15 protein-coding genes and 1 pseudogene are annotated in these 17438 nt (G+C 62.2%); 13 read left to right on the plus strand and 3 right to left on the minus strand.

Features of this window, described 5'->3' with window-relative positions:
* The first annotated feature begins 465 nt into the window (after positions 1 to 465).
* A complete protein-coding gene (locus QUE25_RS09355; protein WP_286264335.1) occupies positions 466 to 747 on the plus strand; it encodes a DUF2277 domain-containing protein in 282 nt (93 codons plus the stop codon).
* Between the two features lie 53 nt (positions 748 to 800).
* Here the strand turns inward: QUE25_RS09355 and QUE25_RS09360 are convergent, their stop codons facing one another.
* Complete coding sequence (locus tag QUE25_RS09360; RefSeq protein WP_286264337.1) at positions 801 to 1742, minus strand: alpha/beta fold hydrolase; 942 nt, start codon at positions 1740 to 1742, stop codon at positions 801 to 803.
* A gap of 307 nt (positions 1743 to 2049) precedes the next feature.
* Positions 2050 to 3000: a hypothetical protein gene (locus tag QUE25_RS09365; RefSeq protein ID WP_286264339.1), complete on the minus strand. Its 951-nt coding sequence runs from the start codon at positions 2998 to 3000 to the stop codon at positions 2050 to 2052.
* Between the two features lie 474 nt (positions 3001 to 3474).
* On the opposite strand from QUE25_RS09365, the gene QUE25_RS09370 reads away from it, so the two are divergent.
* The 7 genes from QUE25_RS09370 to QUE25_RS09400 all read left to right on the plus strand — a co-directional run bounded on the left by QUE25_RS09370 (position 3475) and on the right by QUE25_RS09400 (position 9921).
* Complete coding sequence (locus QUE25_RS09370; RefSeq protein WP_043537034.1) at positions 3475 to 4716, plus strand: IS256 family transposase; 1242 nt, start codon at positions 3475 to 3477, stop codon at positions 4714 to 4716.
* Positions 4717 to 4915: 199 nt separating this feature from the next.
* On the plus strand, positions 4916 to 5329 hold the full coding sequence (locus QUE25_RS09375) for a hypothetical protein (protein ID WP_286264344.1): 414 nt from the start codon (positions 4916 to 4918) through the stop codon (positions 5327 to 5329).
* Entirely contained in the window at positions 5292 to 7964 is a 2673-nt protein-coding gene (locus tag QUE25_RS09380) for a CHAT domain-containing protein (protein WP_286264347.1), read from the plus strand. Before QUE25_RS09375 ends, QUE25_RS09380 begins: the two co-directional genes overlap by 38 nt.
* Before the next feature lie 99 nt (positions 7965 to 8063).
* Positions 8064 to 8384 carry a dTDP-4-dehydrorhamnose 3,5-epimerase family protein gene (locus QUE25_RS09385; protein WP_286264349.1) on the plus strand — a complete coding sequence of 107 codons (321 nt, stop codon included), beginning with the start codon at positions 8064 to 8066 and terminating at the stop codon, positions 8382 to 8384.
* Positions 8377 to 8691 (plus strand): cupin domain-containing protein, encoded by a 315-nt coding sequence (locus QUE25_RS09390; RefSeq protein ID WP_286264350.1) that lies wholly within the window; start codon positions 8377 to 8379, stop codon positions 8689 to 8691. The genes QUE25_RS09385 and QUE25_RS09390 overlap by 8 nt, the downstream gene beginning before the upstream one ends.
* The gene (locus tag QUE25_RS09395) at positions 8675 to 8944 is read left to right on the plus strand and encodes a GDP-mannose 4,6-dehydratase (protein WP_286264352.1); all 270 of its coding nucleotides are present in this window, start codon (positions 8675 to 8677) and stop codon (positions 8942 to 8944) included. Before QUE25_RS09390 ends, QUE25_RS09395 begins: the two co-directional genes overlap by 17 nt.
* Complete coding sequence (locus QUE25_RS09400) at positions 8944 to 9921, plus strand: GDP-L-fucose synthase family protein (RefSeq protein WP_286264355.1); 978 nt, start codon at positions 8944 to 8946, stop codon at positions 9919 to 9921. The genes QUE25_RS09395 and QUE25_RS09400 overlap by 1 nt, the downstream gene beginning before the upstream one ends.
* Positions 9922 to 10265: 344 nt before the next feature.
* Here QUE25_RS09400 and rfbA read toward each other — a convergent pair whose 3' ends face one another.
* On the minus strand, positions 10266 to 11135 hold the full coding sequence (gene rfbA / locus QUE25_RS09405) for a glucose-1-phosphate thymidylyltransferase RfbA (protein ID WP_286264357.1): 870 nt from the start codon (positions 11133 to 11135) through the stop codon (positions 10266 to 10268).
* 94 nt (positions 11136 to 11229) lie between these two features.
* Here rfbA and rfbB point away from each other — a divergent pair, with 94 nt between their 5' ends.
* From rfbB to QUE25_RS09430, 5 genes and pseudogenes are all read left to right on the plus strand, one after another.
* Positions 11230 to 12231: a dTDP-glucose 4,6-dehydratase gene (gene rfbB / locus QUE25_RS09410; protein WP_286264358.1), complete on the plus strand. Its 1002-nt coding sequence runs from the start codon at positions 11230 to 11232 to the stop codon at positions 12229 to 12231.
* Between the two features lie 4 nt (positions 12232 to 12235).
* Positions 12236 to 13621 carry a sugar nucleotide-binding protein gene (locus QUE25_RS09415; RefSeq protein WP_286264360.1) on the plus strand — a complete coding sequence of 462 codons (1386 nt, stop codon included), beginning with the start codon at positions 12236 to 12238 and terminating at the stop codon, positions 13619 to 13621.
* A 219-nt stretch (positions 13622 to 13840) separates the two neighbouring features.
* A complete protein-coding gene (locus QUE25_RS09420) occupies positions 13841 to 14053 on the plus strand; it encodes a site-specific integrase (RefSeq protein WP_286264361.1) in 213 nt (70 codons plus the stop codon).
* A 1009-nt stretch (positions 14054 to 15062) separates the two neighbouring features.
* The gene (locus QUE25_RS09425) at positions 15063 to 16580 is read left to right on the plus strand and encodes a deoxyguanosinetriphosphate triphosphohydrolase family protein (RefSeq protein WP_286264365.1); all 1518 of its coding nucleotides are present in this window, start codon (positions 15063 to 15065) and stop codon (positions 16578 to 16580) included.
* Between the two features lie 268 nt (positions 16581 to 16848).
* Positions 16849 to 17354 (plus strand): annotated as a pseudogene (locus QUE25_RS09430) (IS1634 family transposase); the annotation flags it as partial.
* Positions 17355 to 17438: the final 84 nt, after the last annotated feature.

Below are 17438 nucleotides of genomic sequence, written 5' to 3' on the forward strand. Positions count from 1 at the left end.
GTGGGCATTGAGGGCAGTCTACGTGGACGCCGCAGTCGGCCGATCGTCCGGCCCCCGCCAGTCCCTCGCCCGAGGTCGGGGCAGTTCCCGCGCCGGAAATCTGAAGATGCGCCCGATATATCGGGCGCATCTTCAGATTTGGGGCGCAAGAAGCCCGCGCTGTTGCGCAGCGGGCTCCCAACCCGCGGAGGGCACAGCCGCCCGCGGAGGGTGCGGCCACCGGCAGAGGGCACAGCGCGACCTCCGCGCCGTCGCGTTGTGCCCGACTTGGGTCTGGTTGTCTGCAGGCCCCGCGGATAACCCGACCCAAGATCAGCGGGTGCGGGGGATTTCCTGCCGCAGCCGGGGTCTGGAGGCGGATTTCGGGGTCGGAGACGGCACAACGAGGCGGCTTCTCGGTTCGCGCAAGTCGAGGCCGCGGAATGCGTCCTTGGATCAAGGGGCCGGCCGTGCAATCCTGGCGACATGTGCCGAAACATTCGACCCTTGTACAACTTCGAGCCGCACGCCACGTCCGACGAGGTATACGACGCAGCCCTCCAGTTCGTGCGCAAGGTGAGTGGAATGAACAAGCCGTCCGCGCGCAACCAGGAGGCGTTCGACCGGGCCGTCGCGGAGATCGCTCACACCACCCAGCACCTGCTGGACGACTTGGTCACCGCCGCGCCAGCGAAGAACCGCGAGGTCGAGGCGGCAAAGGCGCGGGAACGCAGCGCGAAGCGGTTCGCCGCCGAAGCCGCTTCCTAGCCGACCACAGCGCCGGGCAGTAACGTCCCTGGCCCTTGCCTAGCGCAGGGCCATCACGCCGCGGCGGCGTCCAGCTGTTCGGTCCAAGCGAGGACATCGCGTGGGATCCGGCCACTGCTCGCGGCACGCATGTGTCCCATGCCCTCGTACCAGATCAGCGTGCAATTCGGGATCAGCCCGGCAGTCTCGGCGACGTCGTCCGGCGAGAAGAAGCGATCCTGATCGCCGCACAGCATCAGCACCGACGCCGTGATCTTGCCCAGCTCGGGGCGGGCATCGAACGTGACCTCTGCCTCGGCCTCTACGATCAAATCCCCGGGCGGAGTCTCGGGGTGCGCGAGGAAGCGTCCGACCAGTGGGCCGAGTCGTCGGCGGAGGTTGGCCATCTCGTCGCCGGGCGTGATGTACTCAAGGAAGGCCGCGCCGGCATCGTCGTAACGACCCTCCGCCTGCGCCCGCGCCATGTCGAGATCCACTTCGACACCCCATCCAGTGATCGTCCCAGCCGCGACAGCCAGCACTAGTCGGTCGGTCAGGGAGGGGTGATTGGCGGCCAGATACAGCGCGATCATCCCGCCGTAGGACTCGCCGATCACGAGATCCACGTGCCCACCCAGTTCGTCGCGGACGAACTGCGCATAGTCGTCGGCCATCTCTGCGACGGTGTGGCCGACCGGCATATGGCGTCGTCGGATCACATTCCATACGGTGTATCCGGCATCCACGTAGGGCGCGAACATCATCGACCGCAGCTTGCCCATCAACCCGGTGGATATCTCACTACCCGGCCCGCCGGGGATGAACAAAATCGTCCGCGCGCCGTCGCCGAGCACCTCGTAACCCATGCCGTTGGCCGCGACGCCCACACGGTGCGGCGGGGTCTCGGCGGCCCGCTTCCGCGCAATGATGGCGGCGACTGTACCTCCAACCAACGCAGCCGTGCCCAGCGCCCACGCGGCGCGTCGTCTGGGCGTCCAATTCCTAGGCTTGGTCATGGCATGCTCCCGGTACGTGGTCCTGCTTCCAGAGTAGGCACCGCGCGGCGACCCTCGTCCCGGCGACCGATTCGCCGGAACCTCCAGACGCACCTGATCGACCGTCCCGAGGCTCACTGGAAGACCCGGTCACCAACTCGCAAGGCCCCCTCAGGCGCACCCCAGGGAGCAGGAGTCGTAGGCACCGAGGCGCACCAGAAATGCCCGGTGACCGACTCTCAGGCGCATCCCAGGGAGCAGGAGTCGCAGCCAAAGTCACACGCACCGAGGCAAACCGGATCACCCGGTGACCGGCTTTCATGCACCCTCAGGCGCACCCCAGGGAGCAAGAGTCGCAGCCCAAGTCGCAGGCACCGAGGCTGACGGTGTCGATGTCCGGCAGCGCGACGAAGCGGGTGTCGGTCAGCGAGAAGGTCTGGCACACCTCACCACTGTCGATGGTCACCTGGTCACCGTCGAAGAAGATCTCGATCGCCAGCTTGACGGGGATGTCCCTGGCGAGGGCGAGGCAAGTTCGTGAGGAGATGCGGTGCGTATCGGACGATTCGCTCGCGATGATGATGTCGCCCGAGGTGGCCACGTGGGTCAGCCGGCCGGCCTCGTCGAAGCGGACGGAGTTCTGGTCGCCGGCCATGGTGAGGGCGTCCACGTCATAGGCCTGGACGAAGCCGATGGGCGTCCGGATCGCGATCGGCATGGCCGGTTCGAACGAAGCCAGCGCGCCGCTGCGATGCAGCCGCAGACCCGCGCGCGCCGGGAAGATGCCGGCCGGGGTCGTGAGCTTGACGGTCTCGCCCGACCACAGGGTGAGGCTCTTGACCTCGCCGGTGGGGTAGAAGCGCACGTTGATGATCTTGGCGGTGACTTGGCCGAACGAGAACGAGAACGTGAAGGGCCTGGCCAGCTTCAGCTCTTCGGCCTCGGTCCATCCGAAACCAATGTGTCCGTTCAGCGGGAAGACTCCGTCCAGCTGACCGTCCTCGTAGAAGGTGACCAGCTCGGCGGGGATGGCGCCGAGGGGGGTGGGAATGAGGGTCTGGCTCTCCAGATTGATGACGCGGATCGCTCCGGAGGGGTAGAAGGACATCGACTTGGCGTCCTTGGTTCGGACGTCCGGCTCGGTGTAGTGCGGGATGAGATCCCCGCAGCTGGTGGGCACGACATTCAGCTTGTCGAGCTTGCACTCGGCCATGACCCCGTCCGGGTAGTCGCTGTGCTGGGTGACGCCGCGGAGTTCGATGCGTGTGGCGGTGAGCATTCAAGGTCCCTTTCCTGGCGTCAGCGATCCGGAGCGTTGCAGTGGTGCATCTGCCTGCTCTGATCTGCTGACCGATCCTCGGGTGTGTTGGACGGCGTGGCCGCGCTTCCACCGGTTACGCCGTCCACGCTAGGGCGGCGCCGATCCGCGAGAGTCCTTGTCCCATGGACTTCAAGAGGTTGTAACAAGCTAGATACCTGGGCGGAACGGTCGAGCCCGTGAGACCGCCCGGAAACCTTGGCTGTCACGCGAGTCTCTGCACTGAATATCTTGGGCTGTGCGATCGAGCCTGCGGAGCCATCCCGCCCCCAAGGACGATGATCCACCCCAAGGACGACGGTCAAGCCCGCTCAGTAGAGCCCCCTAGAGTGGTGTAGCCCCCACAGTGGCCGTGGCCGTCGATGACGGCAGGGCGGTCACCGTGGGATCCTTCGAGTTCACCTACCAAAGCTCTCTCAAAGGAAATCAACCACGATGACCGCTCCTCACATTGTCGACCCCGCCCGCGTGCTGGGCAACCTGCTGACCGAAGCCTCTCCGGACATGATGCGCCAGCTGCTGCAGAACATGATCAACGCCCTCCTCTCGGCCGATGCCGACGCCGTGTGCGGCGCCGAATGGGGACAGCCCTCAACCGAGCGGGTCGCGCAGCGCAACGGCTACCGCCACCGCCCGCTGGACACCCGCGTCGGCACCATCGACGTGGCCGTCCCGAAGCTGCGCTCCGGCAGCTACTTTCCCGAGTGGCTGCTGGAGCGCCGCAAACGAGCCGAAGCGGCCCTGATCACGGTGATCGCTGACTGCTACCTCGCCGGCGTCAGTACTCGTCGGATGGACAAACTCGTCAAGACCCTGGGCATCGACGGCCTGTCGAAGTCACAGGTCTCACGCATGGCCGCCGACCTCGACGAACACGTAGCGCAGTTCCGGCACCGCCCCCTGGGCGAGGCCGGGCCGTTCACGTTTGTTGCAGCTGACGCGTTGACGATGAAGGTCCGCGAAGGCGGACGCGTGATCAACGCCGTGGTCCTCGTCGCCACCGGCGTCAACGGCGACGGACACCGCGAGGTCCTGGGCCTGCAGGTCGTCACCTCCGAGACCAAACCGGCGTGGAACACGTTCTTCGCCGATCTGGTGGCCCGCGGCCTTGCGGGGGTCCGACTGGTCACCAGCGATGCCCACGCCGGGCTGGTGGAGGCGATCGCGGCGAACCTGCCTGGCGCGTCCTGGCAGCGCTGCCGAACCCACTACGCCGCGAACCTGATGTCCGTGACCCCGAAGAGCATGTGGCCCGCGGTCAAAGCGATGCTCCATTCGGTCTATGACCAACCCGACAAAAAGTCGGTCCAGGCGCAGTTCGACCGTCTGCTCGACTACACCGCCGAGAAGCTACCCGAGGTTGCAGAGCACCTCGAAGCCGCCCGGGCAGACGTGCTCGCGTTCACCGGCTTCCCCAAGGACGTGTGGACCCAGATCTGGTCGAACAACCCCGCCGAACGCCTGAACCGTGAGATCCGCCGCCGCACCGACGCGGTCGGGATCTTCCCCAACCGGGAAGCGATCATCCGCCTCGTCGGCGCTGTCTTGGCCGAGCAGACCGATGAGTGGGCAGAAGGGCGCCGCTACCTCGGCCTCGACGTCCTCGCACGATGCCGACTCAGCACCATCACCAACGCCGTTGAGGAGGTGACCGAACCCCTCGCCCTCACCGCCTAGACGAAGGAACCGCTACACCACTCCACTGGACTTGACCCTGCGTGGACGTGTTTGGCTGTGCACTCGTCCGTGGATCATCTGTATGAATTCTGGCCGGTGACGTTGGTCAGCGGGCTGGTTGTTGGGTTGGCGGGGGACGTTAGCCCAGTCAACTAGCAGGAATGAGGCGCTCTCCGCCGCTGACGCGTACTCTGAGTCCATGGAGATCGCTGGCATGCCGGATGGATCGGCTGTCATCTTCGCGGACATTGAGGCACCTGCAGATGTGGTCGACGCCCCCCAGAATGCGGATGGAGTTCTCGGCCTTCCCGTGGAGGTCGCCACCTGGTTGGTCGATGTCGTGGCGGCCGGGGTGACGTTCGATGTGCTCAAGTTGATCATGGCCACGCTGATCCGGCGAGGCTGGCGAAAGTCATCTGCGTCGGCCACGGCAGAATCCGTCACTCGAGCGATCAACCTCTACCTTCGTTCCTGCGGGTATGTCGACATCGTGTTCCTCGAAGTGAGGCTGGTTTCTGGGCACGGGTGGGCCCTGAACGGAACGGCCAACGGTGTGTTGTTCCAAGGTCTGACCGATGAAACCGGCAGCATCATCCATGTCCGCGTCCAGTGATTCCGCGCCCACGCCCGCCGAGCTTGGCGCGGTTCAGATGGCATTGATCCGGCTGGACGAGATCTGTGAAACCGAACCTCAAAAAGTCATCAATGACACCGAAGAGCTTCTCCGAGTGTGTGCTTCTTGGACCCGAAGCGATGCGTACGCCTGGGTGCTAGCCCTGCGAGCCAAGGCTTTCCGATTCCTCGACAGACTTACCGCCGTGCTGGAGGCCGCCAGCATTGCGCTGAGGTCAATTGATGGGGACGCGTCGTCCGTCGCCGCGCATCTGCATCTTGAGTCTGGCATGGCGCTGAATCAATTCGGGCTTGCGCGTGAGGCTGTGGGCCATCTGCAGGATGCGGAGAGGATCTTCGCGCGCGCCGGAGACGATGCCGGTCGAGCGTGGGTCTTGGTCTCTCTTGCAGAGGCATATGCGGACGGCGGCGGAAGCGAGGACCCAGAACCTATCGCCAGACTCGCAATCGAGCTCGCTCAACAGTCGGGCGATGGGCGGGCTGAGCGTCGAGGATGGAAGCAACTCGCGGTGATATGCAGGTATCGGGGCCGGCCGGTCGACGCCCTCGAGGCAATCGGTCACGCGCTGGCAGGAAACGTCTTACCGCATGCCCGCGCCAACTATCTGCTGGAACTCGGACATCTTGAGGCATGGCTGGGCCACTATGCCGTCTCCGACGATGCGTACCAAGAAGCAGCCGTCATCTACGCTGAATACGGTGATCAACTTGGCCAGGCGAATATCGAACGCGCCCTGGCGAGCAATGCCTTGATCCTCGGACGCAATGCACAAGGTCGGACCCGATTGGACCGGGCCGCCGGACTCTACCGCCAGATCGGCAACCGAACTGGTCTCGGCTACGTACTTCGAGATCGTTGCCTGGTGCGCCTCACCGAGGGCGACAAGCAAGGGGCGGTCGAAGACGTTGAGGAGGCATTGGGGTGCTTTCGCGACGGGCCCGGGGTAATCGGTCTGGCCGGCACACTGCGAACCGCTGCCAAGATCCGCCAGCTTGTCGGGGACATCAAGGGGAGCCGGGAGGCGTTTGGGGAAGCCGAAGCGCTGACGCAAGACTCAGATAATCCTCTCGCCGAAGCAGGGCTCCAGCTGCTTCTCGCGGAGATCGGGGGGACTCTGGATGCGCGGCTCGCTGCTGGGATGAAGGCGGCAGGCCTTTACAAGAAGATGGGTATTCAAGACGGCGAAGCCTACGCTCTTTCGCACATTGCCGGGCTTCACGCGGGCGAGGGTCGAGTTGATGACGCCGTTGTGGTTCTGCGCGAGAGCCAGCGGGTGTTGCGCACTGCACGCGCTCAGGTACTGGACCCGGGTCGCCGCGGAGATCACGATTTCGCCCTTCGTGATGTCACGACCAACCTACTAACAGCTTCGCAGCGTTTGGGGGATGCGGGGCGCGACGTATTCGCCGACCTTGTTCTTGATGAGGCCCCGCTTGGCCTGCGTCGCGCCGTCAGCGATCAGCAAGTCAGCGCAGCGACCAGAGACTTCATCGCACGCATCCAGGGGATCTCGCGTTGCTCCGACGACTTGGCGTTCCCAAGGACGCATCTCCTGCAGCGACTTGGATCCAGCATCGCCTCCGTCGATCTTGAGGAGGGACCTGCTTGGTGTGGGTTCAACGACTTCGCTGCAGCCCATCCTCGTGACGCGATCCTCGCTGTCGCGTCACCAACAAGGAACCACGCGCTGCCTGTGGTCTGGAAGCTTCCGGGGAGCGAGCCTGAGGTCCAGCTCGTCGGACTGGATAGCGAGGACGTTTCGCAGATCAATGCACTCAGTCATGCATTCGACGCGGCCCGGACGGACATCTTGTGGAGACCCGAGCTACTCGAATGGCAGTCCCGTCTTGCGGGTGTGCTGGTGCCACGGCCCGTCCAGACCTGGTTGGTCGGTTCGGGGCCGCGGTCGATCTCCGTGCTTCTGCCGCCTGTCTTGACGCATGTCCCGATCGAAGCACTGCTCCTGGATGATCAACCTATCGGCGTGAGAGCAGCGATCACCAGGATTGTTGTGCCCACGGCGACCAGGCTTGTGGAGCAGCTTGGCGAGACGGTGGCCTATTTCGATCCGGGCCTGGAGTGGAGCAGCGAGCGGCAGGTGCTGGCGAATGTGTATCAGGATGCCGAGGACTTCCGCGCAGAGCTAGGGCCCGGTCAGCTGATCATTGCCGCTTGCCATGGGGAGTCGGCGCTGCGTGCTGAGGGCTCTTTGGTTGCCGCTTCCGGAGAGCGGGTCCTCGACGCTATCGATCTGCTTGCGCAGCCGCTGTCGAATAGTGTGCTGGTGCTGGAGGCCTGTTTCGCGGGACGATACATGGGACCGCGGACGGGAGAGCCGCTGAACCTCGCAACCGTGAGCCTGCTGTCCGGGGCGGCGTCCGTGGTGGCGGGGCTGTTCGCGATACCAGCGAGTGATCGATGTACCGGCGTCATCGTGGCAGAGCTGGTAGCCACGCTCTTGGAGGGTTACCCTGCGGCGGAGGCTCTCCGCCGTGCGCGAGAGCGCTACTGGCGCGCGCGCCCAGAGGTAGTAGGGGTTCCTGGAAAGCCGGGCATGACTATGTGCAGTTCCGCGCCATGGGCCTGGGCTGGGTTGTGTGCCTATTCGCGATGACGTTGCAGGCTATCGATGGACGCTCATCCGGGGACGTTGCGGCGGGGACTGACGTGCGTGACTTGGCATTGCGGCTGATGGGTCAGCCGGGGAGCGGGCTTGCTTGTTGTTGATCTGCTGGTGCACGGCGACAGTCGTGGCTGGTTCAAGGAGAACTGGCAGCGGGCCAAGATGGTTGCCCTCGGGCTGCCGGATTTTCGGCCGGTTCAGCAGAATATGTCGTTCAACGCCGAGGCAGGGGTGACCCGTGGACTTCATGCCGAACCGTGGGACAAGTTGATCAGCCTGGCCAAGGGCCGCATCTTTGGTGCGCGGGTTGATCCGCGGCCGGGGAGACGTCTGGGGCGTCGTTCACTCTTGAGATGGGGAGAAGGCGGTCTTTGTGCCGCGAGGTGTCGCCAACGGTTACCAAGTGCTTGAACCAGATACGGCGTATTCCTATCTGGTCAATGAGCACTGGTCGCCACAGGCTCGGGCTTCTTACGCCTATCTGAATCTCGCTGACGAGACTGTTGGTATTGACTGGCCGATTCCGCTGTCGGAGGCGATCTTGTCTGATGCGGATCTTGCGCACCCGCGTTTGGCAGCGGTGGCTCCGATGCAGCCACGCCGGACGGTGATTGTGGGGGCGGGTGGTCAGCTTGGCCGGGCATTGCGTGAAGCGCTGCCGGGCACCTCACTTCGTCCTGGCCACTGGGACCGGCATCACGGTGCGGAAGTTCATTGAGATTGCATTCAGTCACGCGGGGCTGAACTGGGAAGATCACGTGCGTTTCGACGAGCGCTATCTGCGTCCCACTGAGGTGGATGCTCTGATCGGTGATCCGTCCAAGGCCAATGATCTGCTGGGCTGGAAGGCGACGATTCACGGTCCGGAGTTGGCGAGGCTGATGGTCGATGCTGACATTGAGGCGTTGAAGCATGCGGGGTCTGCGTGGATTGACAGGGTTTCACTTCCCTCTTGGCAGGTGGCTGCATAATGACGACCGATTCCGTGACATACACGCCTGAAGAACTCGACCGGGACGCCACGTTCTACGTGGCCGGGCATCGCGGGCTGGTAGGTTCCGCGATCTGGCGCAGGCTCGCGCGTGCCGGGTTCAACAACCTGGTGGGCCGGACGTCCAAAGAGCTTGATCTGAAGCAGCGTGAGAACGTGTTTGAGTTCTTCGCTGCTACGAAACCGCGCTATGTGGTGCTTGCGGCCGCGAAGGTGGGCGGCATTCTGGCGAACAGCACGTACCCGGTTGACTTCCTGTCGGACAATCTGCGCATCCAGTTGAATGTGCTGGATGCGGCGTTGGCCAACGACGTGGAGCGGGTGTTGTTCCTCGGGTCGTCGTGCATCTACCCGAAGTTCGCTGAGCAGCCGATTCGTGAAGATGCTCTGCTGACTGGCTATCTGGAGCCGACGAATGATGCGTATGCGATTGCGAAGATCGCGGGCATCTTGCAGGTGCAGGCGGTGCGTCGGCAGTACGGGCTGCCGTGGATCAGTGCGATGCCGACCAATCTGTATGGCCCGAATGACAACTTCTCGCCCAAGGGGTCGCATGTGCTGCCGGCGTTGATTCGCCGTTACGACGAGGCAGCGCGTAGCGGTGCGGAGTCGGTGACGAATTGGGGGACCGGCACGCCGCGGCGTGAGTTCCTGCATTCCGATGACATGGCGGATGCGTGCTTCTATCTGATGGAGCATTACGACGGCCCGCAGCAGGTCAACGTTGGTACCGGAAGTGACGTGACTATCCGTGAGATCGCTGAGACGATCGCGCAGGTCACGGGCTTCACGGGGGAGACCTTGTGGGATACGAGCAAGCCTGATGGGACTCCGCAGAAGCTGCTGGATGTGTCCAAGCTGAAGAACGAGGGCTGGACTGCCCAGATCTCCTTGGAGGAGGGCGTTCGGCGCACGGTGGACTGGTATCACGAGCACATCTTCGACATTCGGCAGTAGCTCGCGGGGGTGAGGAGTGCTCTCTTGAGGCCTTCCTTGAACCAATCGGCTCTTTCGGCGATCGCGTCACAGCTACGACGAACTCTTGGCGACTGTCGTTGGTCACGGGACGCAGGCGATGGCGCTGCACTCACTGTGGGCTCAGCTAGCTGTCCACCCAGTTGCGAAGCATTTCTACCGCAACCCTATGCCAGCCATCTGCTGCCGTCAGAGACTCGTCAACGCAAGCGCCCGCAACAAACCTCAGTCGAAAGCCGACTTGCTGTGCGGTGCAAGGGCCTCAGCGCGATACCCTTGATGATCTGCACCCTGCTGGTTGTCGCCGACACTAGTGATTCGTTCTGTCAGATCCGGTGTTCCAGTAGACCAAGAAGATAGGTTCCGTAGCCGGAGCTCTTGAGCCGTTCTGCCCGGGCCCGCAGATCCTGGCTTGAGAGGAAGCCTTTCCGCCACGCAACTTCCTCAGGGCATCCGATCTGTAGGCCTTGTCGTGCCTGGATGGTGCGCACGAAGTTGTTCGCGTCGTTCAGCGCATCAAATGTGCCCGTGTCTAGCCATGCCGTGCCGCGAGGGAGAACCTCGACATGCAGGCGTCCTTGGTTCATGTAGGCGCGGTTGACATCCGTGATCTCGTACTCGCCGCGTGGAGAAGGCGTGAGGGCGCTGGCGATCTCGACCACTTGCTCGTCATAGAAGTAGAGCCCTGGAATCGCATAGTTTGAACGCGGGCTCTTTGGTTTCTCTTCAAGAGAGACAGCACGATGATCCTGATCGAACTCGACGACGCCGTAGGCAGTCGGATTGGCAACCCAATAGGCGAAGACTGCTGCACCGTCCACGTCGCGGTATTTGGTCAGTTGCTGGCCGAGCCCAGGTCCGTAGAAGATGTTGTCTCCGAGAACAAGCGCGCTCTTGTGTCCGCTCACGAAGTCAGCACCGATAGTGAAGGCCTGCGCTAGGCCCTTGGGCTCGGGCTGCGTGGCATACGTGATGGAGATGCCGAACTGCGAGCCGTCCTGCAGTAGCCGTCGGAAGGCTTCGGCTTCGTGAGGGGTCGTGATCACGAGCACTTCTCTGATGCCGGCGATCATGAGGGTTGACAAGGGGTAGTAGATCATCGGCTTGTCGTAGACAGGCACAAGTTGCTTGGAAGTTGCTTGCGTGATGGGGTGAAGGCGGGTGCCCGCGCCGCCCGCCAGAATGATTCCGCGCATGTGCGTATCCTGTCATACGCTGCGGCGCAGGCTTTGAGGGGCCCTGCGCGGGGCGGGTGCTGGCCGCAGTAAGGCGGCATACTAGTCTGACCGCATGCCAACTACCTACCTCGTCACTGGCGGAGCCGGATTCATCGGCGTCAACTTCGTGCGTCACCTGTTGAGCCACAGCGACGCAGACGTTGTCGTCCTCGACAGGTTGACCTACGCCGGGCGGAGGGAATCGCTTGCTGGGCTGCCCGCGCATCGGGTTCGGCTCGTGGTGGGCGACATCTGCGATGTCGGACTCGTTGATTCGCTGGTGACGACCGCTGACGTGGTCGTCCACTTCGCCGCCGAATCGCACAACGACAACTCACTCCATGACCCGACACCGTTCGTGCAGACGAATCTGGTCGGCACCTTCACCTTGTTGGAGGCTGTGCGGCGCCACGGCGTCCGCTACCACCACGTCTCCACCGACGAGGTGTACGGGGATCTTGAACTGGATGACCCCGAGAAATTCTGCGAAACGACCCCCTATAACCCGAGTTCGCCCTACTCGTCCACCAAGGCCGGTTCGGATCTTCTGGTGCGTGCCTGGGTCCGCAGCTTCGGTGTGCAGGCGACCATCAGCAACTGCTCGAACAACTACGGCCCCTTCCAGCACGTCGAGAAGTTCATTCCGCGCCAGATCACCAACGTGATCGATGGGCAGCGGCCGAAGCTGTACGGCGCTGGTCTGAACGTCCGTGACTGGATTTATGTCGATGACCACAATGCGGCCGTATTAGCGATCATCGAGCGCGGGACGGTGGGGGAGACCTATTTGATCGGTGCGAACGGCGAGAAGGACAACAAGTCGGTGATCGAGGCCATCCTGCGGCTGATGGGTCAGCCGGAGAGCGCCTATGAGCACGTCGTGGACAGGCCGGGTCATGACATGCGTTATGCGATTGACGCGAGCCGGCTGCGGACTGAGCTCGGTTGGGCTCCGCAGTACACCTCCTTCGAGGACGGGCTGGCAGCGACTATCGACTGGTATCGCGCGAACGAGCAGTGGTGGCGTCCGATGAAGGCCGCTACTGAAGCCAAGTACGCGAAGGTGGGTCAGTAGATTCATGAGTGATCTCGCGATTCAGACCACTCCCATCCAGGGCCTGCTCGTTGTCGATCTGCCGGTGCACGGCGACAGTCGCGGCTGGTTCAAGGAGAACTGGCAGCGGGAAAAGATGGTTGCCCTCGGGCTGCCGGATTTTCGGCCGGTTCAGCAGAACATGTCGTTCAACGCCGAGGCAGGGGTGACCCGTGGGCTTCACGCCGAACCGTGGGACAAGTTGATCGGCCTGGCCAGGGGCCGCATCTTTGGTGCGTGGGTTGATCTGCGCCCGGGGGAGACGTTTGGGACGTCCTTCACTCTTGAGATGGGCCCGGAGAAGGCGGTCTTCGTGCCGCGAGGTGTCGCCAACGGTTACCAGGCGCTCGAACCAGATACTGCGTATTCCTATTTGGTCAATGAGCACTGGTCGCCACAGGCTCGGGCTTCGTACACCTATCTGAATCTCGCTGACGAGACGGTTGGTATTGACTGGCCGATTCCGCTGTCGGAGGCGATCTTGTCTGATGCGGATCTTGCGCACCCGCGTTTGGCAGCGGTGGCTCCGATGCAGCCACGCCGGACGGTGATTGTGGGGGCGGGTGGTCAGCTTGGCCTTGCGCTGCGGGACGCTCTGCCGGGTGCTGTTGCGCTGAGTCGTGCGGAGCTTGATATCACCGACCGTGCCGCGGTTCAGTCGTTCGATTGGCAAGGTGTGGGCGTAATCGTCAATGCTGCTGCCTGGACAGCTGTGGATGCTGCTGAAACTGGGGAGGGGCGTCGTGGAGCCTGGGCGGTGAACGTTGATGGGGTTAGGAACCTCGTCGATGTTGCAGCCAGGAACCGCATCACCCTTGTTCAGGTCTCCAGTGACTATGTGTTTGATGGTGTGGCCGAGATGCATGCCGAGGATGAGCCGTTCAGTCCGTTGAGCGTCTATGGGGCAACCAAGGCGGCTGGTGATTCGGTGGTGATGACGCTGCCTGATTATTACGTCGTGCGTACGAGCTGGGTGATTGGCGATGGCAAGAACTTCGTGCGAACGATGGAGAGTCTCGCGGCCAGGGGAGTCTCACCCCGGGTTGTGAACGACCAGTTTGGCCGGCTCACGTTCGCGGCTGACTTGGCTGCTGGGATCGCGCATCTGCTGGCTGTGAGACCTGCGGTCGGCACCTACAACCTGACAAATGATGGACCGGTCACGTCGTGGTTCGAGATCGCGCGTGATGTCTTTGCGCTGTCTGGGCGAGATCCGGCGGATGTCGCTCCGCAGAGCACGGCCGAGTTTGGGGCGGGGAAGGTCGTGGCGCCGCGACCTGTTCATAGTGGGCTGGGGTTGGACAAGATCAAGTCCGTCGGGTTTGTGCCGCGGGATGCGGGTGGGGCGTTGCGGGAGTACCTGGGGGCGTGATTTGGGTCTCCCAGTCACGCGATGACAGCCCAGAGGCTGTTCGCAGTATTCATGGGCCGTGCTGCGGGGTTCGTTGACCTTCTTGCGATCAGATGGATACCCGCGCCGGCCAGGCAACCACGAAACCGCACGTAGATCGTCGACTGGTCGATCGGGGTGTCCGCGGTCCTGCTGTAGAAGACGTGATCACCGCGCTCGGGGGTCGGGTGCGCGGTCACGATGTACGCGTGCAAAGGCGGCGTCAACCTGATCTGCATCCTCGACCTGCTCGGCCACGCCGACGTATTTGCCACTGAGATCTACGCCCGCGCAGACGCAGAAACCAAACGCAAAGCGATCGAGAGCGCCCACCAGCCGCTGACCCCAGACACCTTGCCGGACTGGACCACAGACACGTCGCTGATCGGCTGGCTCGACACCCTGGGACGGTGACACCGGCCGCCAGGATTGTACGACTCTCATCGGGCCGGGGAGCGCGGTCGCGCCATCTACGGCCACGGCCTGTGCAGATTTGCACCATTAACTGTACAGTCCCGTGCAGTGCAGGTGACTCTCATCGGACGGGGGGGAGCAGCGCTTCACACTCCAGCGGCGATGCTCCGGGAGCTGCACACGCTTGCATACGCGTTCGCACTTCATGATCAACTCGCGCAAGCCGGTGGTAGAGGTCTAGTCTGCTCGTGGGTTATCAGGCGGGGGACAACGAGACCACTTCCCATCATTCACTTGACCCCCGAGGACGCGCCCGTCGAAGAGAGGCTAATGGTGTTTGCCCAGAGGATGAGTGACAGCCGGTTTGAGGCCTTAGCGGCTCTGCCTGACGATGACGGTCGAAAAGTAGAATGACGTCCCCGTGGTCGCTTCGCCGCGTGCGTGGTGCTAAGTGGTACTTGTCTCCGCGATCCGTTCGCGATCAATCGCAGCGAGCGCATGGCTGTTTGCGGTCGGCATAGTCAGTTCCTGCGGCTATCGCGCTGTGCCAGAGTTGAGAAGACGGTGACCGTGAGGAAGCTTGATGAACGCCTCCACCATTTCGGGTGAACTTCGGTGAGTCTCCGGAGAGTCAACACGAATGTGCTGGTCGGACAGCATAGCTTTGCCACGAGAGAAGAGGAGAGGTGTCAAAATACTGCCCGCAGGTCGGGGGAACACAAAGATGTCAGAGACTGACGCTACGGTTCGAGTCATGGAACGAGGAGGGGACGAAGAGATGACAGTTGCATGCCCTGATCGCGATCTGGAACGGGCGAGGCGTATGGCGAAGGCTGCGCTTGCCAACGGTCCAATCAATCGCGGGGAGTTGATTGACGAAGTTGCTCGTTCAGGGCCCTACTATCGAGATACAGTCAAGGTGGCGTTGGCCTCACTCGACTTGGTTGAGAAGCCAGATGGCCGAGTTCGCCTCCGCCGCAAGAATCGCAAGAGAAGGCTCTGATGCGGAATGCCAAGCCCTGCCGCACAGCGGCCAGCCGACGCACCTAGAGCCAACGCATCCAGAGCCAGCTCTGCCACCCACGCCGGTGCGAAGCCCCGCACTACTGCAGCCCGCGCGGCAGCGAAAGTCACCCCAGATGTGGCCCGTAAGAGAGATCGGCGAGAGAGCGGTAGAGCCAAGGGCGAGGGTGACGTACGTTCCGAGTCCTCTCGCGATTGCGACCGAATTACCTACTCCTGGGCTTGGCGGCGTCTTGATGGGGTCACTCAGGTGCTCACCCCCTATAGCGACTACCCGACTTGGCACAATCGGCTGACGCATTCCGAGAAAGTAGCGCAGGTATCAAGGACGATTGCTGCAACTGTTTTACAACGCGAACGCTCGGCATTGATTCGAAAGCTCGGAGGGATAGATGTCTACGTGTGCGAGGCTGCCGGCCTGGCTCACGATTTGGGCCATCCGCCTTTTGGCCATATAGGCGAGGAAACGCTAGATCAGATCGCTCGAGAGGAGTGGCATCTAGATGACGGCTTTGAGGGCAACGCGCAGACGATGCGAATAGTTACAACCGGAAATGTTCGATCGATTGAATATTTGGGTCTCGATTTAACATCCGCCACTCTCGCGGCCATTGCCAAGTATCCCTGGGTTAGAGCTAAACGCCACAAGAATCATGACGATCAAATCGACAACGATTCGGACTATCGCAAGAAATGGAGCAAATTCAGCTTTTATAATAGTCAAGCTTACCTGTTGCCACGTGTCAGAGAGTTTGCGACCGGCATTGGCGCGGGGACGCAGACCGTGGAAGCCTCCATCATGGATATTGCTGATGACATCACATATGCGATTCATGATCTTGAAGATTTCTACTTATCCGGTCTTCTAGACAGCTCGCTCGTGGTTGAGGAACTGCGCCACCTGGTTTCGGAAAAGCCCCCCCAGTCGCCGAGCCCTATTGAGAAGCTTGAGTCCAGTCTTTCGCAGAATAATGTGGAGTACTACGACCACAGCATGTTCTTAGAGGCTGCAGATTATGTCCGGTCCAAACTGACCGACGAATTCCCGCGCCTGACTAGCCCAAAAGTGGAGCCGACAGTCCGTCAAGCCACCTCTGATTTAATTGGCAGGTATATTCTGGCGGTTAAACTGTCGGAGCAGCCCTTGTGGGTCGGGGGACCGCACTTGTCGGTCGATAGGCGACAGTGGCATGAGCTTCAGATATTCAAGGCCATCACAATGAACTACGTAATCTCAAGATCCGATATTGCGGTGATTCAGCGCGGGCAGGCTGCGGCACTCAAGACACTTGCTGGACTACTTGATAAGTGGATAAACGACTCAAAGGATCGTAGGCGCGCACCGAGGCGTCTTCAGGATTTGTACGCGCTTGCGCAAACAGAGGAAGAAAGGAAACGGTGCGTGTTGGACTACCTCTGCTCGCTGACTGACCTCCAGTGCCTTTCTTTGCTGGATGCATTACTTGGCTCTAGGGCACCTCGAGTTGGGCTCCCGTTCATGTAGGCAGGTACGCTGGTATCAGCTCTGAGCCGAGGTTGAGCCAGCCCAGAGCACATTCAGGTCTCGACTGCACCGCGTGTGTGAATTCTTCTCGTGCCTCTTCATGTTCTCCGGAGCGGGATAGTAGAACCCGACTTGGGCCAATTTAGTGCGCATCCGAGTTCTTAATCTCCTGACTTTTACAGGTGCGCGTGTTTCGTGAGTGTTTGTGCTTGTCAGAGGCTCGCGGTTGGTGCTCTTCGAGCACTAACGGGCGGTTAGAATCGGGCTTGTGAGCCCGTATCTGCGGAAAGTGAAGACCCGGTCTGGTGCACCGCGGTGCAGATCGTGGAGACCAAGCACGGCCAGCGAGTGATCGTGGAGCATCTGGGGTCGGCCCATACCGACGCCGAGCTCGCGGCGTTGATGCGGGCCGGCCACGACAAGCTTCACGCCGGCCAGCCCGCCTTGGAGTTGGGTATCGATCCCCACGGTGCGCCGGTGGGTGCGGTCGCGGTAGTCGCCGGGACACGATCGAAACTCCTGATGGATGCGATCCGGGCCTCCTGGGGCCGGCTCGGGTTCACCGTGATCGATGACGAGGCGTTCTTCCAGCTGGTCGCAGCCCGGCTCGTCGAGCCGACCTCGAAACGCGACAGCATCCGGGTGATCAACCAACTCGGCATGCACGCGTTCCACGAGAACACCTACTACGCCGCGCTGCGTCGTTGCATGGCTGGTGACTACCGCGAACAGATCGCGAAGGCCTGCTTCACCCACGTCCGGACCGACGCCGGCGAGAGCCCGCCGAGAGATACGCTTCTGTGTCGGCTTGGACTTCGGTCGGCGGGTGTCGACAGGCGAATCCATCGCGACAGGCCA

Source organism: Brooklawnia propionicigenes (genome assembly GCF_030297015.1).
GTDB lineage: Bacteria > Actinomycetota > Actinomycetes > Propionibacteriales > Propionibacteriaceae > Brooklawnia > Brooklawnia propionicigenes.